Genomic DNA, 25435 nt, shown 5'->3' on the forward strand with positions numbered 1-25435 from the left:
AGCCCTTGCAATCCGTCCTCTGAAATGTGCCGAGTGTCCTAATGTGAAAAGCCCTTTCCTGCTTGTGAAGGAAAAGGCTTTCTGGTAAAAGGTCAGGTCGTACTGCGCAGAAGACGGATTGATGCCGCTTGATGCGCGGAATGACACGAGTTTGGCATTAGCACATTACCCACATTCCACCACATCAGTACATTAAAAAGCTATCCGCCAATCGTGCTCATCGACTCGAAGCTGAGCTGATGCACCGGGCGCTGCCGCTCGGCCTCGAAGCCGTTGGCGGCGCGGTGGCGGAAAGCGGCGGCCAAGGCAGCGGCTACTTCGGTATCGGAGGAGCCGCCGCGCAGCAGGGCCCGCACGTCGAGCACGCCCTGGTCGTAGAGGCAGGTTTTGAGGCCACCTTCGGCCGTGAGGCGCAGGCGGTTGCAGGTGCCGCAGAAGGTGCGCGAGTAGGCCGCAATAATGCCGATGCGGCCCTGGTGGCCGGCGGCGGTGTAGTGCGAAGCCGTGTCGCCGGGCTTGGTAGCAATGGGCGTGAGCTGACCCAGATGCTGCTCCAGATGCTCCCGGATGCGCAGGTGGCTCCACGGAATCTGGATGGCACCGTGGCTGCCGCCGTTGAAGGGCATTTCCTCGATAAAGCGCACGTCTACGGGCAGCTCGCGGGTTAGCTCGGCCAGGGGCACGAGGTCCTCGATGTTCTGCCCGTCCATTACCACGGCGTTTATCTTGACCTTGATACCGGCCGCCAGCAGGGCATAAAACGTGTCGAGCACCCGGGGCAGCTCGTCGCGGCGGGTGATGCGGGCAAACCGGGCACGGTCGAGCGTGTCGAGACTCAGGTTCACGGTGCGGATGCCCAGGCGGGCCAGCTCCGGAATGTGGGGTGCGGTGAGCACGCCGTTGGTAGTCAGGCTGATATCGTTGATGCCGGGAATCTCGCTGAGGCGGCTGATGAAGGGCACTAAGTCGCGGCGCACGAATGGCTCCCCGCCGGTGAGGCGTACTTTGCGCACGCCCAGGCCAGCCAGAATGCCCACTACCCGCTCCATTTCCTCGTAAGTCAGCAGCTCCTGCTTGGGCAAATACTGGATGCCTTCCTCGGGCATGCAGTAAAAGCAGCGCAAATTGCAGCGGTCCGTAACGGCCAGGCGCACGTATTCCAGCGGCCGGCCGTGGTTATCGAATAAAACAGGAGAAGCAACGGACATAAACAGCAGCGGAAAAAATAGCAACTACTGCCTCAACGCAGACAGCAGGTAAAGGATGCCGAACAAAAAACCGGCAATCGGCTTTTCTGTTCCGGCGCCGGCCGCGTATACTGCCTCCGGAGTACAGACAAACAAATGAAACTGAAAATTGCGCTTTTTGGCATTGCCAAAGAAATAGTCGGCAGCTCCTCGCTCGACCTCGACACACCCGACGCCCAATCGGTGGCCGGCCTGATAACCCAGCTGCGTACCCGCTACCCGGCCCTGAACGAGCTAACCAGCTTTGCCGTGGCCGTCAACAGCGACTACGCCGCCGACGACTACCAGCTGCAGGAGCGCGACGAAGTAGCCCTGATTCCGCCGGTGAGCGGGGGGTAAATTCTTAATCCTAGATAATGCACATACATCTTACCGACCAGCCCATCGACGTGGCCGCCGTGCTGGCGTCCGTGCAGGACGATGGGGCCGGGGCCGTCAACACGTTTATCGGCACCGTGCGCAACCAGAGCACTGGCCGCCGCGTGGTGCGTCTCGACTACGAAGCCTACGATGCCATGGCCATCAAGCAGATGCGGCGCGTGGCCGAGCAGGCCCAGGAAAAGTGGCCCATGCTGCGCCAGGTGGCCGTTACGCACCGCAAGGGCCGCCTCGAAATCGGCGACGTAGCCGTCGTCGTGGCCGTTTCCACGCCCCACCGCGCCGACTCCTTTGCCGCCTGCCAGTACATCATCGACACCATCAAGCAGGTAGTGCCCATCTGGAAAAAGGAAGAGTACGAAGACGGCTCCGTGTGGGTAGCCGCCCACCCGTAGGTCGGTTTTACAGCTAGAAAACCGGTTCCCCTCCTCAGATGAGGAGGGGCTAGGGGTGGTTGATACGCCAGAACGAGTTTTAGGCTAGAGCTAATTCTAAAAGTCGTTCGACCATTTCAATCACCCCTAGCCTCTCCTTGAAAAAAGGAGGGGAGCTGGTTTTCTAGCTTTTAGCACCCAGTTCCTGCCGCGCCGTGGCGGCTTCCTCGGGCGTATTCACATTGCGCAGCTCGCCTGGCGCAGGGGCGGCCAGCAGCTCGATGTCGGAGTTGATAAGCGCTTTGCGGGGGCAGGAGTAGCCCAGCCCCAGAAACCGTAGCAGCGTGCCGTAGCTGCGGGGCTCCCAAATGGTAATCAGGGGCTCGGGAAACTCATTTTCGGAGCTTTGGAAGGCGGTGGCAACTTTGGCAGCGTTGCGGTTCTGCACCAGGTGCTGCAGCGTGGCTTCCGACACAAACGGCAGGTCGCAGGCTACTACCAGCCAGGCCGCGTTGGGGTCGAGCTGGAAAGCGGAGAGGATGCCGCCCATCGGACCCAGCTCCAGAAACCGGTCGGGCAGGGGCTGCAGGCCGGCGGGCAGGTCGGCTACTTGGTCGGGGCGGCACGATACCAGCACATCGGTGCACACCGTAGCCAGCAGCCGGGCCGCGTACTCGCGCTGCTCCAGGCCGTGGTAGTTGAGGCGGCCCTTGTCGGTTTGCATCCGCTGGCTTTGGCCACCGGCCAGCACCAGGCCCCGCAGCGGCGGCCGGTGCAGCTGCCACCACTCCCCGATGAACTCCGCAATGGCCTGGGTATCGTCTAGGAGCAGAGTTGGAATCTGGCCCTTTTCGGCAAAGTGCGTGAGCAGGTACGCCGGCAGTTCCCGTACACCTTCCGGCAGCAGAATCAGTTGTACGTCGGTGAGCCGGTCGAGCTTCTTCTCCAGCGGTTTGGCCGGGTCCAGGATAATAATCTGCTGCTTGGCGCGGAAGTGGTTGCCGTTTACCAGCACCAGGCTCTGGTGAGTCAGCAGCTCCTTTTGCGAGAATCCGTTGAGCTCCCGGCGCTGGTCTACCCGGCGGAAGGTGATTTTATCGGTCAGCTCGGCACTGGCTCCGGCCTGCATGATGGGGCTGGCTCCGCCCGCGCCACCGTCGGCTGCATCGTCGCCGGCGGCGTGGTCGGCATCCACGTAGCCCACGCTCAGCGCGGGCGTCAGCAGGGGCAGCAGGCGCGTTACCAAGTCCTTTATTTTGCCGCAGGGTGCCCCCAGAATAGCCAGCTCGTGGCGGCCGAATTCGCCAATGGCAGGCCTTGCCAGGGCGGCGTGCTTGGTGCGGGGCTTACCGGCTAGGGTAGCAGAAGTTGGGTTAGTCGACATGATGAAAGTCGCTTTTGCCGCCGGTTTTGTCCAGCAGGCGGGTTTCCTGAATCACGATGTCGTGGGAGAGGGCCTTGCACATATCGTACACGGTGAGGGCCGCCACGGAAGCACCGGTGAGGGCCTCCATTTCCACGCCGGTTTTGCCCGTTACGGTGGCCGTGCAGATGATGTGAATGGCATCGGGCCCCACAATTTCAATCTGTACTTGGCAGTCGTCGAGGCCCAGCGGGTGGCAGAGCGGAATCAGGTCGGCCGTTTTCTTGGCGGCCATAATGCCGGCCAGAATAGCCGTCTGAAACACCGGTCCCTTGCGCGTGGGCAGGTCGCCGGATTGCACCTGCGCCAGTATTTCACGGCCCAGCACCACGCGGCTGCGGGCCCGGGCCACGCGGCGGGTCGGGGTTTTGGCCCCAACATCGACCATGGCGGGCTGGCCGGCGGCATTGATGTGAGTCAGGGAGCGGGAAGAATCAGACATGAGTAGAAGCGTATAGCTGGAAAGTCGAGAGGCGGGGCAAAAGTTGCCGGCATCCCGCTAACGTAACGAAAGCCTAAAGGTAGCGGCACCGGCCGGCAATGGGCCGTTGGCTACCTTGCGCGCCGGCTACATCCGTTCCGGCGTACTTTGCGTTGGTTTTCGCCGTGCCCTCCTAACGTATTTTCCCCGCAAGATGATTTCTGTCGAAGAAGCTACGCGCCGGGTGCTGGCTACCGCCCGGCCCCTGCCCGCCGAAACCGTGCCCCTGCTGCAGGCCCTGGGCCGCGTGCTGCTGGCGCCCCTCCACGCCGACCGCGACTTTCCCCCCTTCCACCGTGTGGCTATGGATGGCATTGCCCTGGCCTATGCGGCAGTAGCAGCCGGCCAGACCACCTTTCCCATTGCCGCCACCCAGCTGGCCGGTATGCCCCCGCAGCCGCTGACCGATGCCCAGATGGCCGTCGAAATAATGACTGGGGCCGCCCTGCCGCCCGGTACCGATACGGTAGTGCGCTACGAGGATCTGGCGTTTCACGAGGTGAATGGCCGCCGCGTGGCCGCCCTGCAGGTGCCGCCGCCGGCAGTGGGCCACAACGTGCACCACCAAGCTGCCGACCGGGCCGCCGGCGACCTGCTGCTGCCCGCCGGGGTACGGCTGAGTCCGGCCGAAATTGCGGTAGCCGCTACCATCGGGGCGGCTACGCTGCCAGTGGCCCGGCCGCTACGGGTGGCCGTGGTGAGTACCGGCGACGAGCTGGTAGCGCTGACCCAGACGCCGCTGCCCCACCAGATACGGCGCTCCAATGCTTACATGGTACAGGCCGCGCTGCAGGAAATTGGGGCCGAAAGTGAAGCCTTCCACTTTAACGACGACCAGCAGGCGCTGCGCCAGGGGTTGCCGCCGCTGCTTGGTTCGTTTGATGCGCTGGTGCTCAGTGGTGGCGTGTCGAAGGGTCAGGCCGATTTTCTGCCGTCTGTGTTGCAGGAGTTAGGCGTTACGCAGCTGTTTCACGAGGTGGCGCAACGGCCGGGTAAGCCGTTCTGGTTTGGCGAAAAACCGGGCGGGGCGGTGGTGTTTGCCTTGCCCGGCAATCCGGTTTCCACCTTCGTCAACTTCTACCAATACGTGCGGCCCTGGTTGCGCCTCTGCCAGCAGCCCCAGGCCTCGCTGCCCGAGCCCACAGCCCTGCTGGCCACCGATTTTACCTTTGCGCCCCGCATCAGTTATTTCCTGCCCGTGCGGCTGGAGCTGGCCCCCTACGGCCACCTGCTGGCCCACCCCCGGCACACCGGCGGCTCCGGCGACCTGGCCTCCCTGCTGCACTACGACGGCTTCCTGCGCCTGCCCCCCGACCAGGACGAGTTTAAAGCCGGCGACGCCTTCCCGCTAGTGCGGTTTCGGGAGTGGTGATTTTAATGTGCTTAGGTGCTAATGTATTGGAATGTGCTGATGCCCAACGTGTCATTACGAGCGAAGCAAAACAATCCGTCCTTTGCGCAGCACGTAATGACCTTTACCCAGAAAGTCCTTTATTCTAGCCGGAGTAAAGGGCTTTTCAGTTTAGAGGGCCCAGCACATTTCACAGGACGGATTGCCATGGCTGCGCCTCGCAATGACATATTTTCCGCATTCTTCGCATTCAACCACATTAGCATTTAAACACATTACACCACTGCTTCCGAGCGTTTGAACTCGTGCTGGCAGTGGAAGCAGTGGAAACGTTTGCCGCGCAAGGGGTAGCCCAGCAGCACCGAAAGCATCAGCATCGGGAAGCTGTAGGTGTTGCGGGTGGCGGGGCCGAAGGCTACGTCGGTGGAGTCGCAGCGGGGGCAGTGCACGATGTCGGGCTCAGGCGCGTCGTTGGGGTGACTCACGGCCATCGGCACGGTTTCGTAGCGCAATATTTCGAGGGCTGCTTCGGCGTCCTGCTGGCGCACGTGCAGCCGCACGCCGCCGCTGGCCGGGCCGTAGAGGCGGTTGAGCGACACCAGATTTTCGTTGGTCAGAAAGCAGGGAATCTGCTCGGCTTCCAGGCGGCTTTTGGCCATGTGGGCCGCAATGGGGTCGGCAAAGGACTCAAGCACCACGATGCGGTCCTCGGCGGGCTGGAAAGTCATGGGAAGCTGTTGCTGGTCAGAAAGTAAGTAACAAACAAAAGAGCATTCGGCGGCGTGCCGAATGCTCTTTTTATTCTGGCTGCATTCTGACCAGACCTAACGAGCAGCAGCTGGTGCGGCGGCCGGCCGGTTTCCGCTGCACTTTGGTACTAGTTTGGCCCGCACCGCTTAGTTGCCGGCCGGCTCCTGCAGCAGCCAACCGCGCGGTCCTTTGGCCCGGGTACTCTTCAGAAAGTCCTCTACACCGTCCTTGATACGCTCGGCAAGCTGCTGCTGAAAGGCGGGGTCGATGAGGCGCTTCTCGTCCTCGGGATTTGAGACGAAAGCCGTTTCAATCAGGGCGTTGGGGTATTCGGTGGGGCCGCTCAGGTTGAAGTTGAAGCTGCCCACGTTGCCGAAGCCCTTGAGGCCGGTTTTGCGCACCTGCTCATAAATAGCCAGGGCCAGCGGCCGAAACGCCACGTAGCGGTAGTAGGTGCTCGTGCCCTGTACCGAGGCCGAGCCCGAGGAGTTGACGTGGATGCTGAGCAGCAAGTCGGGGTTGAGCTGGCGCATACGCAGCACCCGGGAGCCATTCTCCACCGATACATCGGCTTCGCGGGTCATCAGTACTTTGGCCCCGGCTTTTTCCAGCTCCTGGCGCAGTTTCTGGGCAATGGCTAGCGTGAGTACCTTTTCCTGGCTGCCGCTGGCCGAAGTGGCGCCTATATTGTCGCCGCCGTGGCCGGCATCCAGCCCGATAACCAGGCCCTGCAGCCGCAGCTTGGCAGGAGGGCGCTTCACCCGGATGCGTAAAGTATTGCCTTTGTAATCAATGCTGTAGCCCCAGGCCTGGGCGTGGCGCAGCGGCAGCACCAGCCGCACGATATCGGGCTGGGGCTGCTCGTAATACACGTCGCCCAGCTCGCGCAGACCGTCGCGCTGGGTTATCCAGTTGGTGTTGGAAGTAGCCCCGAAAACATCAACTACGAGACGGGTGGGGTTAGTCAGCAGCTGGGAGCGGTAGGGCAGGCGGGCTTCCAGGGGCACCTGCACGTAATCGTAGAGCGAGTCGCCATACACGCTCCAGGAGCCGGTGAGGGAGGCGGGCACGAAACCGCCGGGTGGCAGCAGGCGCACCACGTCCTGCGGCACCCACGCTTGCTGGTTCTGAGCCAGGCGTACCCGGTACTGGCTGCCCACCAGGCCTGTTACGTGCAGTACCACCGCCGAATCGACGTAGCCCATCTTAGCCCCGCCCAGCCGGTCTTCACCCAGGCCGTAGTTCAGGTAGGCCAACGAGCCTTTGGTAAGGGCCAGCTGGGGCATATTGGGGCTGAGAAACCGCACCCGGCTTTTGCTGAAGGCCGAAGCCAATGCCACCGTGTCGTTGCGCATCACCTGAAACAGGATGGGCCGGTTCTGGAGCGTGTCGCCGGGCTGCACCACGTACATTCCCTGATAAATGCCGCGCTGCCCCTTGGTGAGCGTGGGGGCAAGCTCGGTCATAGGCAAGCCTTTGAGAAAGGTGACGCGCTGGCCGGGCCGGCCTTTGAGGCGCACTTGCAGCTGGTCGCCGGGCTGTAGCCACTGGTTGGTGGCCGGCACGGTTTCGGCGGTTTCAATCAGGGCCTGGGCGTGGGTGATGCCGGCAAAACCGAGCAAGCCAAAGAGCAGGGCGAGTCGGCCGATGGGGAAGGAAAAAGTCATGGGTAAACGCAAAAAAGCCCCGCATTTACGGGGCTTTAGAGAGGGGAAAATGCAGCGCTAGTCTTTTACGGCCTGGCCCAGGTCCTTCACGTCGCGGCTGGTTTCGTGGGTCGTAAACTCGGCCTGCAGCGCCCGAATGTGGATTTCGTCGCGGCCCTTCACGTCCAGTCGAATAGCTTTCAGCCGCTCGTTGAGGCGTTTGTAGATGCTGGTGGCGTAGTCCCAGTCGCGCTGGCTCCACTGCTTGCGCTGGGCACGCGTCTGGCGCAGCAGCTGCACGTAGGCCGGCTCGATGGTGGTAGGCGTGAGGGTTTCAATATCGGCATAGGTACCCAGCAGCTGCTTGGTAAAGGTGGCCGTGGTAGCGTTGTCGAGCGGCTGCCGGTTGCGGGCCCGCGACACGGAGTCGTAGCGGGCAGCGCGGCGGCCGGCCACGCGGAGCTTATCGGCGGTGCGGTCGGCCAGCGTATCAAGCTTGCGGGCTTCTTCGCGCACGATTTCCTGCCGCTCGCGCGGCGTAGTGTCGCAGCCCGACAGCAACAGGGTAGTGCCCAGCAAGGCAGTGGCAGCAAAGGGGAGGCGGAGTCGTGTCATGCTGCCAATGTACGTAAGTGGCGGCACGAAGATTAGCCCACTGTCTCTACGGGCTACTGCGCGGCGGTTTGCATCCGGAAGGTGAAGGGCAGCTCGTACACGACGGGCACGGCGCGGCCGTCCTTACGGGCCGGAATCCACTGGTTGGGAATACCCTTGCACACGCGCATAGCTTCCTCGTCGCAGCCGCCGCCCACGCTCAGCAGAATCTTATGGTCGGAGGCCCGGCCCAGCGTGTCGATGGCAAAGGAAATGAGCACTTTACCCTGCAGCTTGCGGTCCTGGGCCACGGTGGGGTATACGAGCTTGGTGGTGTAGTTGGCCAGGGCCGGGTCGCCGCCGATAAATAGCGGCGGCTGATCAACGCGGCTGCGCGTCCACTCGCCCGGCTTCAGCTCCGTGCTGTACATAATGTCTTCGACGGGCCGGAAAAAAACGAGCTTCTTGGTGGTGTGGTCGTATTTCTGCACCGTCACCTGCCGCCCGTCGCGGGTGTAGGCAAAGTATTCCCAAAGGCCAACCTTGTTGCCTTTCTCAATCATGCCGCTTTCAAACTCGGTTTTGCGCAGGCGTTGGGACCAACATACCGTTGGCAATGCGCAAGCCAACAGTACAACGAGTACAGTTTTTTTCATAGAACGGGTGGGAAAAACTGTTTCAACAGAATGTGCCGCAGCAAACCAGGGGGGAGGTGGTTTATACTGTTTGCTTGAATAGTTCTATTGAAAGCAAATGCTTAGTAGAGTAGGTTTCTGCTCAAAGAAGCGTTTAAAGGTTATTAATCAACTGAAAAGAGCAAAGTAGAGCCGAGCTTCAGCTTTTTTGTAAAAGGCAGAAGCTCAGTAAAGTTAAATATTAATATAGAACCGCGCAAGAATAAATTGTGCTACATATCCTCATCGAGCTGGTCGCGCAGCTCGTGCAGGCGGGCTTGCAGGCCCGGTAGGTGCGGGCATAGCCGCTCCAGCCGCCGCAGCACGCGCAGGGCTGCCCGGTAGTCGCCGAGTACCTGCAGAATGGTGGCCCAGCCCGACAGCGCCCCAAAATGCCGGGGCTCGCGCTGCAACGTCTGGGCAATATCGAGCAGGGAAGCCCGGTACTCGCCGCGCAGGTAGTAGGCCGTAGCCCGCTTGTTCCAGGCCTCGGCAAAGGCAGGCTTTTCTTCCAGCAGCGCCGTAAAAATGCTGATGGCCTGGGTGTAATCGTCGGCGGCCAGCGCCCGCAGGCCCATTTCGAGCTGCTTGTCGAGATGCCGCTCACCGGTAGCCAGCCAAAGCTGCCAGATACCATTCTGCAGCGCCGCTATTTCGGCGGGCGAAGTAGCCGCCCGCAGCCGGGCAAACAGATCATCCAGAGTGTCCAATAGTGAAATGGTGAAATAGTGAGTTTGATGTTCAACAGGTGCTACATGCGTCGGCGGCGCGCAACGAACGTCAGACTCACAAGTTCACTATTTCACCACTTAAAACAACTCGGCCGCCACCCGCCGGATCGATTCGGACTTGCCCATAGAGTAGTAGTGCAGGCAGGGCACGCCGTGGGCCATCAGCTCCTTGCTCTGGTTGATGCACCACTCGATGCCGATCTGGCGGGCGGCTTCGTTGTGGGGGGCCAGGTGTACGGCTTCGGCCAACTCCTCGGGAATGTTGAGGTAAAAGGAGCGGGGCAGCATCGTGAGCTGACTTTTGGTCGTCAGAGGTTTGAGGCCCGGAATGATGGGCACGGTGATGCCGGCCTCGCGGCAACGCTTCTCGAAGCTAAAATACTGCTCGTTGTCGAAAAACATCTGGGTCACGATGTACTCGGCTCCGCGGTCTACCTTGTGCTTGAGGTAGCGCAGGTCGGCGCCGTAGTTGGGGGCTTCGAAGTGCTTCTCGGGGTAGCCGGCCGTACCGATGCAGAAGTTGGTGGCCCAGGTATCGTCCTGCTCCTCATCGAGGTATTCGCCCTTGTTGAGGTTGGCCACCTGCCCAATCAGGTCGCAGGCGTAGGCGTGGCCGTCGGGCTCGGGCTTGAAGTAGCCCTCACTCTTGATCGGGTCGCCACGCAACGCCAGCACGTTGTCGATACCCAGAAAGTGCAGGTCAATCAGAGCGTTTTCGGTTTCCTCCTTCGAAAAGCCCCCGCAGATGAGGTGGGGCACGGTGTCCACGTCGAAGCGGTTTTTGATAGCCGCGCAGATGCCCACCGTACCGGGGCGACGGCGCACCGTCTTCTTTTCCAGCAGGCCGTTGGGGTGCTGGCGATACACGTATTCCTCCCGGTGGTAAGTCACGTCGATAAAAGGCGGCTTGAACTCCAGCAGGGGCTCAATGTTGGAAAACAGCGTGTGGATATTTTCGCCCTTCTTCGGCGGCAGCACTTCGAAGGAAAACAGCGTTTTGCCCGCGGCGCGGGACAGGTGTTCAGTTACTTTCATAGAGAACTCCAGCTAGTGGCTGAAGGGGAGTTGCAGTGATAATCTAAGCTCCTCTCCTCAGATGAGGAGGGAAATTTTCGTTCCTACAGCGCTGTGACGGGTACGGCCGTAGCGTCGTAGTTCAGGTTTGGCGACAACCACCGCTCCAGCTCGGCTACCGGCATGTTTTTGCGCCGGGCAATGTCCTCGACCTGGTCGCGCCCGATTTTGCCCAGACCAAAGTAGCGGGAGTCGGGGTGGGCGTAGTAGAGGCCACTAACTGAGGAGGCCGGGTACATGGCCAGGTTTTCGGTGAGCTGGATGCCGGTTTGCTGGTCGGCGTCGAGCAACTGGAACAGGGTGATTTTCTCGGTGTGGTCGGGGCAGCCGGGGTAGCCGGGCGCGGGCCGTACGCCGCGGTATTTCTCCTGAATCAGCTCTTCCTTGGTCAGCTTTTCGTCGGCTGAGTACCCCCAGAACTCCTCGCGCACCCGCTGGTGCAGCCGCTCGGCAAAGGCCTCGGCCAGGCGGTCGGCCAGGGCTTTGATCATGATGCTGGAGTAGTCATCGTGGTCGGCCTCAAACTGCTCGATGAGCTTCTCGATACCCAAGCCGGCCGTGACGGCAAAGCCGCCGATATAGTCGGCCCGGCCGGATTCTTTGGGGGCCAGGAAGTCGGAGAAGGCGAGGTTGGGAATGTTGGGGCCCTTTTCGCCCTGCTGGCGCAGCGTGAAGAACTCAGTCAGCAGCTCCTGGCGGTTATCATCGGCATACACCTCAATGGTATCGGCACCGACCGTGTTGGCGGGCCAGAAGCCCACCACGGCCCGGGCCGTGAGCAGGTCTTCGGCAATGACTTTCTGGAGCATAGCCTGAGCGTCGGCGAAGAGCTTGGTGGCGGCTTCGCCCAGGGTTTCGTCCTCCAGAATGCGCGGGTAGCGGCCTTTCAGCTCCCAGGTGTGGAAAAAGGGCGTCCAGTCGATGTACTCGGCCAGCTCGGCCAGCGGGTAGTTGTCGAGGACTTTGGTGCCCAGAAACGTCGGTTTGGTAATTGGCGCGGTGGTCCAGTCGGCATGGAAGCCGTTGGCCCGGGCCGCCTCGATGGGCAGGTAGTTTTTCTCGCGCTGCCGGCTGGCGTAGTCGGCGCGTAGGGTGCTGTACTCGTCGCGCACGGCTTGGGCGTAGGTGGCGGCGCTGGAGCCGAGCAGGCTGGCGGCCACGCCCACCGAGCGGGAGGCGTCGTGCACGTGCACGATGGGGCCGGAGTAGTTGGGCGCAATTTTCACCGCCGCGTGCAGGCGGGAGGTGGTAGCGCCGCCGATGAGCAGCGGGGTTTGGAGGCCGCGCTTTTCCATTTCCTGGGCCACGTACACCATTTCATCGAGTGAAGGCGTAATCAAACCGCTGAGGCCGATAACGTCGACTTCCTGCTTCACGGCCTCGTCCAGAATCCGCTCCAAGGGCACCATTACACCCAGATCCACAATGTCAAAGTTATTGCAGGCCAGCACCACACCCACGATGTTCTTGCCGATGTCGTGCACGTCGCCTTTCACGGTGGCCAGCAGGATTTTACCGGCCGTCTGCCGCTCCGAGCCTTGTTTATCAGCCAAGAGGTAGGGCTCCAGGTAGGCCACGGCCTTTTTCATCACCCGCGCCGACTTCACGACCTGGGGCAGAAACATCTTGCCGGCCCCGAACAGGTCACCCACTACGTTCATGCCGGCCATTAGCGGGCCTTCAATAACTTCCAAAGGCCGGCCCACCTGCTGCCGTACTTCCTCGGTGTCCTGGTCGATAAACTCAGTAATACCGCGCACCAGGGCATGCTGGAGCCGCTCGGCCACCGGCAGACTGCGCCAGGCGTCGGCCACCACTTCCACCTTGTCCTTCTGCTTGACGGTTTCGGCGAAGTCCACGAGGCGCTCGGTGGCATCGGCGCGGCGGTTGAGCAGCACGTCTTCCACGAGCTCCAGCAGGTCCTGCGGAATTTCGTCGTACACGCCGAGCTGGCCGGGGTTTACGATGCCCATGTCGAGACCGGCCCGGATGGCGTGGTAGAGGAAAGCCGAATGCATGGCCTCGCGCACTACGTCGTTGCCGCGGAACGAGAAGCTGATGTTGCTCACGCCGCCGCTGGTCAGGGCGCCGGGCAGGTTGGCTTTTATCCAGCGGACGGCCTCGATGAAGTCCAGCGCATAGTTGCGGTGCTCCTCCATGCCAGTGCCCACCGTGAGGATATTGGGGTCGAAAATGATGTCCTGGGCCGGGAAACCGACTTCGTTCACCAGAATATCGTAGCTGCGCTGGCAGATGGCAATGCGCTTCTCGAACGAATCGGCCTGGCCGTTCTCGTCAAAAGCCATGACCACCATGGCTGCCCCGTAGGCGCGCACGGTGCGGGCCCGCTCCCGGAACACGTCTTCGCCTTCCTTAAGCGAAATCGAGTTGACGATGCTCTTGCCCTGTACGCACTTGAGGCCGGCCTCGAGCACGCTCCACTTCGAGGAGTCAATCATGACCGGTACTCGGGAAATGTCGGGTTCGGAGGCAATCAGGTTCAGGAAGGTTGTCATGGCCTGCTCCGAGTCGAGCATGCCCTCGTCCATGTTCACGTCGAGCACCTGGGCGCCGCCCTCCACCTGCTCGCGGGCTACTTGCAGGGCCGCTTCGTAGGCACCGGTGCGGATGAGGCGGGCAAAAGCGCGGGAGCCGGTCACGTTACACCGCTCGCCCACGTTTACAAACAGCGAATCGGGGTAAATACCGAAGGGCTCTAAACCAGCCAAACGCGTAGCTTTTGGCACCTGCGGCAGCTGGCGGGGCTGGTATTTCTCGGCCAGCTTGGCCAGCTCGGCAATGTGCTGGGGCGTGGTGCCGCAGCAGCCGCCCGCCACCGTCACGATGCCGTCCTTGAGGTAATTTTCCACCACGGCCGCAAATTCCTGGGCCGACTCGTCGTAGCCGCCAAAGGCGTTGGGCAGACCAGCGTTGGGGTACGCCGAAATATGCACGTCGGCAATGCGGCTCAACTCCTTCACGTACACCTGGAGCTGGTCGGCCCCAAGGGCGCAGTTTAAACCCACGCTCAGCAAAGGCAAGTGGCTAATGGAGTTCCAGAAGGCTTCCACCGTTTGCCCGCTCAGGGTGCGGCCGGAAGCGTCGGTGATGGTGCCCGAAATCATGACCGGCACTACTTTGCCGCCCTCGTCGAAAAACTTCTGCACCGCATACAAAGCCGCCTTGGCGTTGAGTGTGTCGAAGATGGTTTCAATCAGCAGCGTATCGGAGCCGCCTTCCACCAGCCCGCGCACCTGCTCCAAATAGGCCGTGGCCAGCTCGTCGAAGGTCACGGCGCGGAAGCCGGGCCGGTTTACGTCGGGCGAGAGAGAGGCCGTGCGGTTGGTGGGCCCGATGGCGCCGGCCACGAAGCGCGGCTTGGCGGGGTTTTTCGCCGTAAACTCGTCGGCTACTTCTTTCGCAATGCGGGCCGATTCGTAGTTGAGCTCATACACCACGTGCTCCAGCCCGTAGTCGGCCTGGGCAATGGTGGTGCCGCTGAAGGTGTTAGTTTCCACCATATCGGCCCCGGCCGCGAAGTAGTCGGCGTGAATGCCGCGGATGATGTCGGGGCGAGTCAGGCTAAGCAGGTCGTTGTTGCCGCGCAGCGGCTTGGGGTGGTCGGCAAAGCGGGAGCCGCGAAAATCGGCTTCGTCCAGCGTGTGGCGCTGAATCATGGTGCCCATGGCCCCATCGAGCACGAGGATGCGCTGCTGCAGAATATCGTAAAGCGGGGAGTCGGGGCGCGGAGTCGGTTGCATGGCGGCTTCTCTTCGGATTGGCGGTTATAGCAAGCCTATCCAGAAAGAGCCGCGCGGGAGACGCGTCCTGTTCTTATCTTCTTCCAAAGCACCGCTTTGAAATGGGAGTTAGCACCTTGTTTTATTTCAGGTTGCTAAGACGTCGTCGGGCCCAATCCCTCGGTCTTTCTGGATAAGTAACAGAGCGAATATACAGCAGGAAAATCCGGAATCCAATTTTGCGCCCCGCAGTGCGTTAGGCAGACAGTGCGGACGCTTTGATACCGGGTACCCTATGCCCCCTCTCTTTCGGCTATGCTGCTACGACTACGAATTGCCTTTTTAGCGGCGTTACTGCTGCCGGTTCTGCTGCTCCGGGCTCAGCCCCTGCCCAAAACGCCCGGCGCCGGCCTGCGCGGGCAATACTACACCGGCCAGCGCTTCGAGGAACTGGCCCTGACTCGCGTCGACCCAACGATTGACTTCAACTGGACCCTGGGCCGGCCTGATCCTGACAAGACGACGCAACGCTTTTTGTCGCCCGGCCCCGGTGTGCCGGCCGAGTATTTCTCGGTGCGCTGGCTGGGCCACGTATATATTCCCGTTACGGGCCGCTACACGTTTCGCATCGTCAACGACGACGGCATGCGGGTGTGGCTAGGCGGTAAGAATATCCTCGATGCCTGGCGCGACCAGCCCGCCGAAGAATCGGGCGCTGAAATTCAGCTGATTGGGGGACGCTACTACCCGCTGCGGGTGGAGTATTACCAAGTGCGCTGGGATGCCCGCGCCCTGCTCACCTGGCAGCCGCCCACTGCCGCTGAGCCCCAGCCCATTCCTACGGTCTACCTTTACGCTGTCCTGCCGCCTTCGGCCCGGCCCATTGCTGCCGCAGCAGCGCCGCGGCCAGCACCACAGGCCGGCTCGGTTGCCCCGCGGCCGGCTCCGGTGGTAGCGGCAAAGCTGCCGGCTGTTTCCGCCCCGCCCCCGGCCCCCCGGCGGCCGCCCCGGCGCCGGAGCAGTTCTGCGTCGGCCCCGATTCCGGCGCCAATACCAGCAGTGCTGGCCGACAGTAGCGCCGAGGTCCCACCCGATTTCGCGGGGCTGAGCAAGGGCACTACAGTGACGCTGCCCAGCCTGTATTTCACCCAAAGCACGGCCACTTTGCTGCCTGCCTCGCGGCCCATGCTGAACTCTCTGACTCGTAAGCTGCAGGAGCAACCCGCGCTGCAGCTCGAAATTGCCGGCCACACCGATAACGTGGGTGAGCCGGCCAAAAACCTGCTTTTGTCGGAACAACGAGCAAAAGTGGTGCGCCGCTACTTGGTACAACAGGGCATCGACTCGGTGCGGCTCTCGGCCCGGGGCTACGGTGGCACCCGCCCGGTGGCCGACAACCGCGACCCGCAGCAGCGGCCCCGCAACCGCCGGGTGGAAATCGTGGTGCGTTAATTCAGTAGAGGTTTGCTACCGGCTTGCGGCTTGCGTCTCGTCGAGCTGAAAGCCGCTGGCGGTTTTCGCCACTTTGTACCGGCGGCCGGCGCACTGCAGGTAGTGAGTCTGCGCCGTTAGCGGTACAATGCTGCTGGGCTTCAGGAAAGCGCCCTTCCGGTAGGTGATAAACAACGTGTCACCGATTTGCTGTTGGCGGATAATCTTAGTTTGCATAGCAGAACTGGTCGAGGTCAGGCTAATCTGGCCATTGGTCTGCTGGTAAGCAAAGGCTGGGTCTGGGGTGTCAGGTGCTACTTTCGCAGACAAGCAGCCCGATACCAGCAGGACTACCGGATAGAGGAAGAACTTTTTCATTCTTGCGTAGCTGAAGATAGTCAGCTTAAAGCTAGTCGTAAAGCTCGTAATGAGCGGTCTGCAGCAGTTTATCAGACAAAAAACAACCGCTAGCGAAAGTACAGGCGAATGCCGGTGAAACAATTGTGTAGGTACATCAGTTAGTGGGCATCAAACAGCTTGGAACTACTCCGGGCTGCCCCAACCGGTACTACCTCTCAACCATGAGCCAAGCTTCCAATCTTCTCCTGACGCCCTTCACGATGGGCGCCCTCACGCTGCCCAACCGCGTCGTAATGGCCCCCATGACCCGCAGCCGGGCCGACAATGACGGCAACGTGCCCACCGATTCGACGGTGAAATATTACGAGCAGCGCGCCTCGGCGGGCCTCATTATCAGCGAAGGAACCCAGATTTCGGCCCAGGGTGTGGGCTACGTTTCCACGCCCGGCATTTATTCTGAAGCCCAGGTAGCGGGCTGGAAAAAAGTAACTGCCGCGGTACACGCCGCCGGGGGGCGCATTTTCGCGCAGCTCTGGCACGTAGGCAGCATCTCGCACCCCTCGTTTCACAACGGCGAGCTGCCGGTAGCTCCTTCGGCGGTGCAGCCCAAGGGCGTGCAAGCCTTTACGGGCAAGGGCATGGAAGAAATTCCGACGCCCCGCGCCCTGGAAACGGCCGAGGTGAAAGCCGTGGTGGAAGATTTCCGCAAAGCCGCCGCCAACGCTAAGGAAGCCGGCTTCGACGGCGTCGAAATTCACGGCGCCAACGGCTACCTCGTGGATCAGTTTATTCAGGACGGCACCAATAAGCGCACCGACGAGTACGGGGGCAGCGTAGAAAACCGCGCCCGGTTTGCCTTGGAAGTAGTGCAGGCTGCCGCCGACGTCTTCGGTGCCGACCGGGTGGGTATTCGCCTGGCTCCCACGGGTGCCATGGGCGGCATCACCGACTCGGACCGCGTGGGCACCTTCAGCTACGTAACCGAGCAACTCAACAAGCTGGGCCTGGCCTATCTGCACGTCATCGAGGCCCTGCCTGGCCACCCGATGGCCGCCGCACCCGGCGTGCCGGCCGTAGCCGCGCACCTGCGCAAGATCTTCACCGGCCCATTTATGCTGAACGGCGGCTACACCCAGGAAACGGCCGAAGCCGCGCTGGCCAACAACGAAGCCGACCTGATTTCGTTCGGTGTGCCCTTCATTGCCAACCCCGATTTGGTGGAGCGCTACGAGCAGGGCACAGCCTTTAACATGCCCGACCAGGCCACTTTCTACAGCGGCGGCGACAAAGGCTACATCGATTATCCCACGCTGGCGGAAGCACCGGTAGCTACCGAGCAATAGTCGAACAAGATTTCGTGAAAAGCCCTGCCGTGGAAAGTCCGCGGCAGGGCTTTTTTTGTGCTCTGCTAATGCCCAAAAGCTACTCGCCAGGAACAGTGGGAACCGTAGCCGGCCGTATTTTCAGGCGCAGAATGTGGGCTCCCAAGATGGGCAGGCGCAGCGTTTCCCGCGCCCCGTGCCGGCGCAGAAAAGCTGCTACGGCCGGGCTGGGTGGCGTGCCGGGGTTCAGGTCGAAGAGCATGAGGGCGGGCCGGCTGAGGCGCAGCGGCTGGTGGGCCAGCAGCGAGTCGGCGTCCAGAATGATGTGGCCAGCTAAGCGGGCCTCTATTTCCACCCGCTTGTTGTAGTAGTTGCGCCCAAACAGCACCGGCTGGCCGGGCCGCACGGTGCGCAACAGCTCGTCGAGCTGCCGGATTTCGGCTGGCTGTCCGGGCGCCCGGTCCATCGAAAAGGCTGGTTGCTGCCCTATCAGCTGCGCGGTGCGCCGGCCGCGGGTGGCCAGGGAAAGCAGCAGCGAAGCGCCCAGCACCGCCACCGCCGCCAAACGGACCACATCGGGCAAGCGGCGGGGCCGGGCCAGTACCAGCACGCCCAGCATGCCCGATACGCTCAGGAAAACTGGCAGCCAATAGCGCGTGTCGGCCACGTAAGTCCAGCTGCCGCCCGCAAACCAGCCCACCAGCGCGGCTGGGTAGCGCAACGACAGCGCCACCAGCAGCCCGCCGCCCAGCAGCGCGGTGCCCAGGTGCAGCAGGTGAAACAGCACGCGGCGCGTAGGCCACACCCGGCCCCGGCGGCGGGCCGCCCTCCACTCGCGCCCCAGCCCGACCAGCAGCACCGCCACCACCACCCCGGAAATCAGCAGTACGGCCCCGGCGCGCAGTATAGCGCCGTTTGGCAGGCGGCTGAAATCAAGCTCGTTGGAGAAAAAGCTGTGGTAAAGAAACGGGTCGAGCTGGAGCAGATGGTGCCAGTATAGCCCCCCGATGGCGCGGGCGGCCGGCTCGGTAGCAAGCTGGGTGTAGAACCGGGTGATGTAGTAGGCGTCGCCGGCCACGCGGGCCTGGTAGAACAGCAGGCCGCCTACCAAGCCACTTAGCAGCAGCAGCGCAGCCAGGGCCGGGCGGCGCTGCGCGGGCCGCCAGCGCCAGGCAAAGAACAGCAGCGCGAGCGGCAGAAAAAACGCCAGCGGGTAGTAGGCAAACCGAAACAGGCACGCCGCAAAGCCCAGTCCGCTCATGGCCAGCGCCGTTCCCAAGCCGGCGGAACGGCGCCGGTGGCCCGCCCGCCGCGTAAGCAGATTGAACAGCACCGCCAGCCCGCCCGAGTAGCAAGCCAGTGCCAGCAGGTCGGTGCCAAAGAGCAGATGAAACGGCGCGTTGCTCAAACCCCAGAACAGGAAAAAAGCCGCCGGCGCCCCCGGCACCAACGACGTGTGCAGCGGCCGAAGCAGAAACCACCAAGCGGCAAAAAGCCCCAGCAGGCCGGCCCAGTGCATAATCTGAGTAGCCAGCAGCACGTTGGAGCCCGTCATTTGCAGCAGGCCCGCGATTAGCCAGGCGTAGCCGGGCGGCCACAGGTTCAGGGGCTCGAAAATTGGCCTTGATAAATCCTGCCAGTTGGCCTGGGCCAAGCTGATACCATGCCCCCGCAGCAGATTCACGGCACTTTCCGTCTGGGTCTGCATGTCGCGCGTGAGCTGGGGCATGGCCAGCTCGTGGGCCCAGCGCAGCAGCACGGCCAGCCCAAAAGCCAGGCGGTTGAGCAAACGCCAGGGCAGCTTGAAAATCATAGAAGCGAAAATGCGGCGCGGCTGCGGTGGAGGTGAGGCCGAAGGTAGCAGCCAGCCGGGCATCAAGCCAAACACCCGCTCCCCGGAATACGACGGCGCGGGCAGAAGCCAGCAACCAAGGCCCATTACCCAAATGGACGCTCAACCAGGCGAGGTGTCACAAAAAAATAACCCGGAGAGAGGTTTGTGACAATGCTTCGTCACAACTTTTTCTGTCACAAGTTTTTTTATGACAGTACTTTTTGTGACAACGTCCTGTCACAAATTAGTTGTGGGGAAGGAAAAGGGTGACAACCTACGCCGCCAATAAAATCCGGGTAAAACCGGCCGGCCGCAGCTTTGCCCCAGAGTTTTGCGTAAGCGCAGGCACTACTCTTTCCGATTCGCTATGCCCGCCAAAAAAGCCCCTGCTACCGCCAAAGCCGCCGCGCCCGCCAAGAAACCCGCCGCGCCCAAACCCGAAAAGCGCCCAACGGCCAAGGATATGAAAGCCGAAAAGCTGCCCTACCCGGCCAAACAGGCCGATATGAAGCAGCAGCCCGACACCGATTTTGCCAACTACAAAGCCGCCGGCAAGCTGGAAGGGAAAATTGCCCTCATCACCGGCGCCGACTCGGGCATCGGGCGGGCCGTGGCCATTGCCTTTGCCCTGGAAGGGGCCGATGTGGCCGTGCTATACAACGAAAACGACGTGGACGCCGAGGAAACCAAGCGGCAGGTGGAAAAGCGTAAGCGCCGCTGCATTCTGCTCAAGCTCGACGTGCGCGACCCGGAACAGTGCCGCCAGGCCGTGCGCCGCACCCTGGCCGAGCTGGGTGGCCTCAATATTCTGGTCAACAACGCGGCCTTCCAGATGGCCCAGCAGAAATTCGAGGACATTCCCGAGGAGCAGATTCGCCGCACCTTCGATACCAACATTCTGGGCTACATCTGGATGGCGCAGTCGGCGCTGCCCCACTTGCAGGCCGGCGACTCCATCATCAACACGGGCAGCATCGTGGGCCTCACCGGCAACCCGCTGCTGATTGACTACACGGCCAGTAAATCGGCCATTCACGCCTTCACCAAAAGCCTGGCTACGCACCTGGGCGAGCGGAATATCCGGGTAAACTGCGTGGTGCCCGGCCCCGTCTGGACGCCCAACATTCCGGGCACCATGCCGGCCGAGGAAATCGAGAAGTTCGGCTACGAGGTAGCCCTGGCACGCCCCGGCCAGCCCGAGGAGCTGGCCCCGGCCTACGTGCTGCTGGCCTCCCAGGACGGCTCGTTCATGACCGGCAGCCTGGTACACGTCACCGGCGGCAAGCTTTCCAGCGACCAGTAAAGCTGTCTTTTTGAGCCATAAACACCGTAGCGCGAACTTTGTAGTTCGCGTCCCAGAACGAGCCAGATGGCGCGGGGACGCGAACTACAAAGTTCGCGCTACGGTGCTTTTATAAGCTACTTGCCCGCCAAGCTGCGGGTGATGCCCAGCTCCAGGCCGCGCAGCTCGGCCAAGCCGCGCAGGCGGCCGATGGCCGAGTAGCCGGGGTTGGTTTTCTTTTTCAGGTCGTCGAGCATCTGGTGGCCGTGGTCGGGGCGCATGGGCAGGCGCACCTGGCGGCGTTGCATCACCTGCACCAGCTCGCGCATCACGCCGTACATATCCACGTCGCCTTCGAGGTGGTTGGCTTCGTAAAAGTTGCCGGCTTCGTCGCGCTGGGTGCTACGCAGGTGAATGAAGTGAATCCGGTCGGCAAACTGGCGCACCATGGCGGGCAGGTCGTTGTCGGGCCGCACGCCGAAGGAGCCGGTGCAGAAGCAGAGCCCATTATGTAGCGAGGGCACAGCCTCGGCCAGGGCCTGCACGTCGGCGGCGGTGCTCACCACGCGCGGCAGCCCCAGAATCGGATACGGCGGGTCGTCGGGGTGAATGGCCAGGTTGATGCCCACTTCCTCGGCCACCGGCACGATTTCGCGCAGAAACAGCACCAAGTGCTCCCGCAGCTTAGTCGCGTCGATGCCCTGATACGCATCCAAGGCCTGCTGAAACTGCTCGAGCGTAAAGCTTTCCTCCGAGCCGGGCAGGCCGGCAATGATGTTGCGCTGCAACAGCTGCTTATCGTCGTCGCTCATACCCGCCAGCCGGGCTTCGGCTTGGGCCAGCTCCTGATCGGAATAGCCGGCCGCCGCCCCGGGGCGCTTCAGCACCAGCGCATCGAAGGCCACAAAAGCAGCTTTTTCGAAGCGCAGGGCTTTAGAGCCGTCTTCCACCTCGTAGGCCAGGTCGGTACGCGTCCAGTCGAGCACGGGCATGAAGTTGTAGGTCACGGTGAAGATGCCGCAGGCCGCCAGGTTGCGCAACGACTCCTGGTAGTTGGCAATGTGGCGGGCAAAGTCGCCGGTGCGGGTTTTGATCTGCTCGTGCACCGGCACGCTTTCTACCACGCTCCACACGAGGCCCGCGGCGGCTACTTCCGCCTGGCGCTTCTTGATTTCCGCCACGGTCCAGACCTGGCCGTTGGGTACGTGGTGCAGGGCCGTTACCACGTCGGTAGCGCCGGCCTGGCGGATATCGGACAAGCTTACCGGGTCGTTGGGGCCATACCAGCGCCAGCTTTGAATAATGGACATGCGTGAGGTTTTTTTAAGGCTTTAAGAAGCTTTTTGTCAGGGTTAAACTTAGCCGTCCGGCTGAGCTTTTGGAGCAGAGTAGTCGACAGGACGTTCTGTTTTGGCAACAACTAACAACGACAGCCCTACACGCCGCTGTAGGCGTTGAAGCCGCCGTCGACGATGATGGTTTCGCCGGTGACGAAGCGGGAGGCGTCGCTGAGCAGGTAGATGAGCGTGCCGGTCAGCTCCTCGGGCTCACCGAAGCGCTGGAAGGGCGTGGCGGCAATAAACTTGCGGGCCCGGTCGGTGTGGCCGCCGTCGGCGGCTACCAGCAGGCTGCGGTTTTGCTCGGTCAGAAATACGCCGGGGGCAATGGCATTGATGCGCATGCCGCCGCCGTAGCGCAGGCCCAGCTCCACGGCCATCCACTGGGTGTAGGCTTCCACGGCTTTCTTGGCCAGGGTGTAGCCCAGCACCCGCGTCAGGGGCCGCTGGGCCGTGAGCGACGATACGTTGATGATGGAGCCCTTGCCGTTGGCGGCCATTACGCGCCCGAATACGGTGGTCGGAATCACGGTGCCGAACAGATTCAGGTCGACGGCCTGGCGGGTGTGCTCGATGCTGAGGCCGAATAAATCCTGATCGGGGGCTACATTGGCGCCGGGCATATTGCCGCCGGCCGCGTTTACCAGCCCGTCGATGGTGCCCCAGGCGGCCAGTATTTCGTCGCAGGCCTGCTGCATCTGGGCCTGGTCGAGCACGTCGGCCAGCACGGCCATGGCCTGGCCGCCCCCGGCCCGGATGGCTTCTACGCGGCAGTTGGCCCGGCCGGCGTCGCGGCCCAGAATAGCCACTTTGGCCCCGGCCTCGGCCACAGCCAGCGAGAGGCTTTCACCAAGCACGCCAGTAGCTCCGGTGATGACAATGACTTTATTGCGGAGCGAAAACTGGTCGAGGGAAGAAGGGCGGCGCGTGGCAGCCGGCTGGGTGTCGGTGGGCAATACGGGCACGGAAGAAAGCATATGCACAGTCGATTAGGGGAGTAGCGTTAATTTACTTTCCAGGCGAATATCGTCGGAAGCGGCGCCCAGCATCAGCTGAAACTCGCCGGGCTCGGCGGCCCATTCCAGCCGGGAGTTGTAGAAAGCCAGCTTGTTTTGGTCGATGGTAAAGGTCACGGTTTGGGTTTCGCCGGGCTTGAGGTTGATTTTACGGAAGTCTTTCAGCTCCCGGAGCGGGCGGGACACCGAGGCCACCAAGTCGCGCAGATACAGCTGCACCACTTCTTCGCCGGCCACCTTGCCCGAGTTGGTCACGGTAAGCTGCACCTGCACCGTCTGGCCGGCCGTCATGGTGGGCTGGCTCAGCCGCAGGTTGTCGTACTTAAAAGTAGTGTAGCTCAGGCCGTGGCCAAAGGCGTAGCGCGGCGTGTTGGGCGCGTCGATGTAGGCCGAGCGGTAGCGAATGTTCTTGGGGTCGACGACGGGCCGGCCGGTGTTGTACTGCTGGTAGCTGAGCGGAATCTGGCCCACGGCCCGCGGGAAGGTGCTAGGCAGCTTACCACCCGGGTTGTAGTCGCCAAAGAGCACATCGGCCAGGGCGTGGCCGCCTTCCGAGCCGGGCCACCAGCCGTAGAGAATGGCGTCGGCCTGGTCGGCAATGGCGTTGAAAATCAGCGGCCGGCCGGCCAGCAGGATAACCACCACGGGCTTGCCGGTAACTTTCAGGGCCCGAAACAGCTCCTCCTGCACGCCGGGCAAGCCAATATCGGTGCGCGACTTGGCCTCGCCGCTCATGTCCCAGGTTTCGCCCACGGCTAGCACCACCACATCGGCGGCCTGGGCCGTTGCTACGGCCTGGGCGAAACCGGCGCGGGAGTCGCCCATTACGTCGCAGCCTTTGGCGTAGAGCACCTGGCTTTTCTTGCCGGCGCGCTGCACCAGTCCGTCATACACGGAGGTAATCTGGTTGGTATCGGCCAGCACTATCCAGCTGCCGGCCAGGTCGCGCTTAGCTTTGGCCAGCGGGCCGATGACGGCAATTTTGGGCGGGGCGGCCAGGGGCAGCGTGTTGTTGTCGTTCTTGAGCAGCACCACCGACTTGCGGGCAATGTCGCGGGCGGCCACGCGGTGTTTGGGGTCGTTGAGCACCTTCTTTTCCCGCTTCAGGTCCGAGAACTTGTAGGGGTCATCGAAGAGGCCCAGCTCGAACTTCTTGCGCAGAATGCGGCGCACGGCATCATCCACCAGCGCCACGTCGGCTTTGCCGTCCTGCACCGACTTAGCCAGCGTATTGCGGTAGGCGTCACTTTCCATGTCCATGTCGGAGCCGGCGGCCAGGGCTTTTTGCGCGGCGTCGGCCTTATCCCGGGCGTAGCCCCAGGGCACCATTTCGCCGATGGAGCCCCAGTCGCTCACCACGAAGCCCTGGTAGTTCCACTGGCCTTTCAGGATGTCGCGCTGCAGGTACTTGTTGCCGGTGGCGGGCACGCCGTTCAGGGTGTTGAAGGAATTCATGAAGGTGGCGGCCCCGGCATCTACGGCGGCTTTGAAGGGCGGCAGGTAAGTTTCCCAGAGCTGCTGCTCGCTCATATCCACGGTGTTGTAGTCGCGGCCGGCGGTGGCGGCCCCGTAAGCAGCAAAGTGCTTGGCGCAGGCCATAATGGCGTCGGTGCCGCCCAGCTTCTCGCCCTGGAAGCCCAGCACGCGGGCTTTGGCAATTTCGGAGCCCAGGTAGGTGTCTTCGCCGGCGCCTTCCATCACCCGACCCCAACGTGGGTCGCGGCCTACGTCTACCATCGGCGCAAACGTCCAGTGCTGACCGGCGGCGGCGGCTTCTCGGGCCGCTACGTGCGCCGATTCCCGGATGGCGGCCAAATCCCAGGAAGCGGCTTCGGCCAGCGGAATCGGGAAAACGGTCTGGTAGCCGTGAATGACGTCGAGGCCGAAGAGCAGCGGAATTTTAAGGCGCGACTTGAGGGCTTCGGCCTGAATGGCGCGGGTGTCGGCCACGCCCTTCACGTTCAGCATCGAGCCTACCTGCCCGGTGCGGATGCTGTTGAGCAGGTCGGTTTTGCGGTTGCTGGCCGGGCCAGTTACCTCGCGGCCGGAGTATTGGGTGAGCTGGCCGATTTTTTCCTCCAGCGTCATCTGGCCCAGCAGGGCAGTAATGCTCTGTTCAATATCGGCAGCCGACGCCGGGGCTTTAGGTTTTTGGGCCTGCGCGGCCGGGCTGGGAGCCAGCAGTAGGCTAAGCAAGAGGAAGGAAGCGGAAAGTGGTACGCGCATTCGGTTGAAGCTGAAAGTCGCCCGGGGGCGGGGTAAAACGAGGTGGAGCATACTGGCGGCTACCGGCCCGCGCTGGTCTGGTTGGGAGCCGTGGGCCACATTGTCTCACCTCAATGCGCGGCGTATTCCCTCCCAAAATCAGCGGCGTTTCCCATCCCACAATG

The 25435-nt window shown here is 62.3% G+C and carries 21 protein-coding genes and 1 riboswitch; of the genes, 6 read left to right on the forward strand and 15 right to left on the reverse strand.

Annotation, left to right across the window (positions count from 1 at the left end):
• Window positions 1–200: 200 nt before the first annotated feature.
• Entirely contained in the window at window positions 201–1208 is a 1008-nt protein-coding gene (gene moaA / locus LGH74_RS00985; RefSeq protein ID WP_226170535.1) for a GTP 3',8-cyclase MoaA, read from the reverse strand.
• Between the two features lie 135 nt (window positions 1209–1343).
• Here moaA and LGH74_RS00990 point away from each other — a divergent pair, with 135 nt between their 5' ends.
• Window positions 1344–1586: a MoaD/ThiS family protein gene (locus LGH74_RS00990; protein ID WP_226170537.1), complete on the forward strand. Its 243-nt coding sequence runs from the start codon at window positions 1344–1346 to the stop codon at window positions 1584–1586.
• A 17-nt stretch (window positions 1587–1603) separates the two neighbouring features.
• Window positions 1604–2020: a molybdenum cofactor biosynthesis protein MoaE gene (locus LGH74_RS00995; protein ID WP_226170540.1), complete on the forward strand. Its 417-nt coding sequence runs from the start codon at window positions 1604–1606 to the stop codon at window positions 2018–2020.
• 163 nt (window positions 2021–2183) lie between these two features.
• On the opposite strand, the gene LGH74_RS01000 is transcribed toward LGH74_RS00995, so the two are convergent.
• Both LGH74_RS01000 and moaC read right to left on the reverse strand, forming a co-directional pair.
• Entirely contained in the window at window positions 2184–3383 is a 1200-nt protein-coding gene (locus LGH74_RS01000; protein ID WP_226170543.1) for an NTP transferase domain-containing protein, read from the reverse strand.
• The gene (moaC, locus tag LGH74_RS01005) at window positions 3373–3864 is read right to left on the reverse strand and encodes a cyclic pyranopterin monophosphate synthase MoaC (protein WP_226170546.1); all 492 of its coding nucleotides are present in this window, start codon (window positions 3862–3864) and stop codon (window positions 3373–3375) included. The genes LGH74_RS01000 and moaC overlap by 11 nt, the downstream gene beginning before the upstream one ends.
• 193 nt (window positions 3865–4057) lie before the next feature.
• Between moaC and LGH74_RS01010 the strand changes: the two genes are divergently transcribed.
• Window positions 4058–5275, forward strand: coding sequence for a molybdopterin molybdotransferase MoeA (locus LGH74_RS01010; protein ID WP_226170548.1), 1218 nt, complete (start codon window positions 4058–4060; stop codon window positions 5273–5275).
• Window positions 5276–5529: 254 nt separating this feature from the next.
• Here LGH74_RS01010 and LGH74_RS01015 read toward each other — a convergent pair whose 3' ends face one another.
• From LGH74_RS01015 to metH, 7 genes are all read right to left on the reverse strand, one after another.
• Window positions 5530–5982 (reverse strand): putative signal transducing protein, encoded by a 453-nt coding sequence (locus LGH74_RS01015; RefSeq protein ID WP_226170551.1) that lies wholly within the window; start codon window positions 5980–5982, stop codon window positions 5530–5532.
• 168 nt (window positions 5983–6150) lie between these two features.
• Complete coding sequence (locus tag LGH74_RS01020; RefSeq protein ID WP_226170554.1) at window positions 6151–7671, reverse strand: N-acetylmuramoyl-L-alanine amidase; 1521 nt, start codon at window positions 7669–7671, stop codon at window positions 6151–6153.
• Window positions 7672–7728: 57 nt separating this feature from the next.
• Window positions 7729–8265, reverse strand: coding sequence for a hypothetical protein (locus LGH74_RS01025; protein ID WP_226170557.1), 537 nt, complete (start codon window positions 8263–8265; stop codon window positions 7729–7731).
• A 53-nt stretch (window positions 8266–8318) separates the two neighbouring features.
• Window positions 8319–8900, reverse strand: a complete 582-nt coding sequence (locus tag LGH74_RS01030) for an energy transducer TonB (RefSeq protein ID WP_226170560.1) — start codon at window positions 8898–8900, stop codon at window positions 8319–8321.
• A 251-nt stretch (window positions 8901–9151) separates the two neighbouring features.
• Window positions 9152–9628 carry a tetratricopeptide repeat protein gene (locus tag LGH74_RS01035; protein ID WP_226170563.1) on the reverse strand — a complete coding sequence of 159 codons (477 nt, stop codon included), beginning with the start codon at window positions 9626–9628 and terminating at the stop codon, window positions 9152–9154.
• Window positions 9629–9727: 99 nt separating this feature from the next.
• Window positions 9728–10684 (reverse strand): methylenetetrahydrofolate reductase [NAD(P)H], encoded by a 957-nt coding sequence (metF, locus tag LGH74_RS01040; protein ID WP_226170566.1) that lies wholly within the window; start codon window positions 10682–10684, stop codon window positions 9728–9730.
• An 83-nt stretch (window positions 10685–10767) separates the two neighbouring features.
• A complete protein-coding gene (gene metH, locus LGH74_RS01045) occupies window positions 10768–14484 on the reverse strand; it encodes a methionine synthase (RefSeq protein ID WP_226170569.1) in 3717 nt (1238 codons plus the stop codon).
• Between the two features lie 70 nt (window positions 14485–14554).
• Window positions 14555–14663: riboswitch (SAM riboswitch) on the reverse strand.
• A 115-nt stretch (window positions 14664–14778) separates the two neighbouring features.
• Between metH and LGH74_RS01050 the strand changes: the two genes are divergently transcribed.
• Window positions 14779–15915, forward strand: a complete 1137-nt coding sequence (locus tag LGH74_RS01050; protein ID WP_226170572.1) for a PA14 domain-containing protein — start codon at window positions 14779–14781, stop codon at window positions 15913–15915.
• A 15-nt stretch (window positions 15916–15930) separates the two neighbouring features.
• Here the strand turns inward: LGH74_RS01050 and LGH74_RS01055 are convergent, their stop codons facing one another.
• Window positions 15931–16272, reverse strand: a complete 342-nt coding sequence (locus tag LGH74_RS01055) for a hypothetical protein (RefSeq protein ID WP_226170574.1) — start codon at window positions 16270–16272, stop codon at window positions 15931–15933.
• 203 nt (window positions 16273–16475) lie between these two features.
• Here LGH74_RS01055 and LGH74_RS01060 point away from each other — a divergent pair, with 203 nt between their 5' ends.
• Complete coding sequence (locus LGH74_RS01060) at window positions 16476–17597, forward strand: alkene reductase (RefSeq protein WP_226170577.1); 1122 nt, start codon at window positions 16476–16478, stop codon at window positions 17595–17597.
• Window positions 17598–17676: 79 nt separating this feature from the next.
• Here the strand turns inward: LGH74_RS01060 and LGH74_RS01065 are convergent, their stop codons facing one another.
• On the reverse strand, window positions 17677–19389 hold the full coding sequence (locus LGH74_RS01065; RefSeq protein WP_226170580.1) for a hypothetical protein: 1713 nt from the start codon (window positions 19387–19389) through the stop codon (window positions 17677–17679).
• A 484-nt stretch (window positions 19390–19873) separates the two neighbouring features.
• Between LGH74_RS01065 and LGH74_RS01070 the strand changes: the two genes are divergently transcribed.
• On the forward strand, window positions 19874–20713 hold the full coding sequence (locus LGH74_RS01070) for an SDR family oxidoreductase (protein WP_226173709.1): 840 nt from the start codon (window positions 19874–19876) through the stop codon (window positions 20711–20713).
• 116 nt (window positions 20714–20829) lie between these two features.
• On the opposite strand, the gene uxuA is transcribed toward LGH74_RS01070, so the two are convergent.
• From uxuA to LGH74_RS01085, 3 genes are all read right to left on the reverse strand, one after another.
• Window positions 20830–22002, reverse strand: coding sequence for a mannonate dehydratase (gene uxuA, locus LGH74_RS01075; protein WP_226170583.1), 1173 nt, complete (start codon window positions 22000–22002; stop codon window positions 20830–20832).
• 125 nt (window positions 22003–22127) lie between these two features.
• Complete coding sequence (locus tag LGH74_RS01080) at window positions 22128–23006, reverse strand: SDR family oxidoreductase (RefSeq protein ID WP_226170586.1); 879 nt, start codon at window positions 23004–23006, stop codon at window positions 22128–22130.
• A 12-nt stretch (window positions 23007–23018) separates the two neighbouring features.
• On the reverse strand, window positions 23019–25271 hold the full coding sequence (locus LGH74_RS01085; RefSeq protein ID WP_226170589.1) for a glycoside hydrolase family 3 N-terminal domain-containing protein: 2253 nt from the start codon (window positions 25269–25271) through the stop codon (window positions 23019–23021).
• Window positions 25272–25435: the final 164 nt, after the last annotated feature.

Origin of the sequence: Hymenobacter lucidus (assembly GCF_020447265.1) — a bacterium.
In the GTDB taxonomy this organism is placed as follows: Bacteria; Bacteroidota; Bacteroidia; order Cytophagales; family Hymenobacteraceae; genus Hymenobacter; species Hymenobacter lucidus.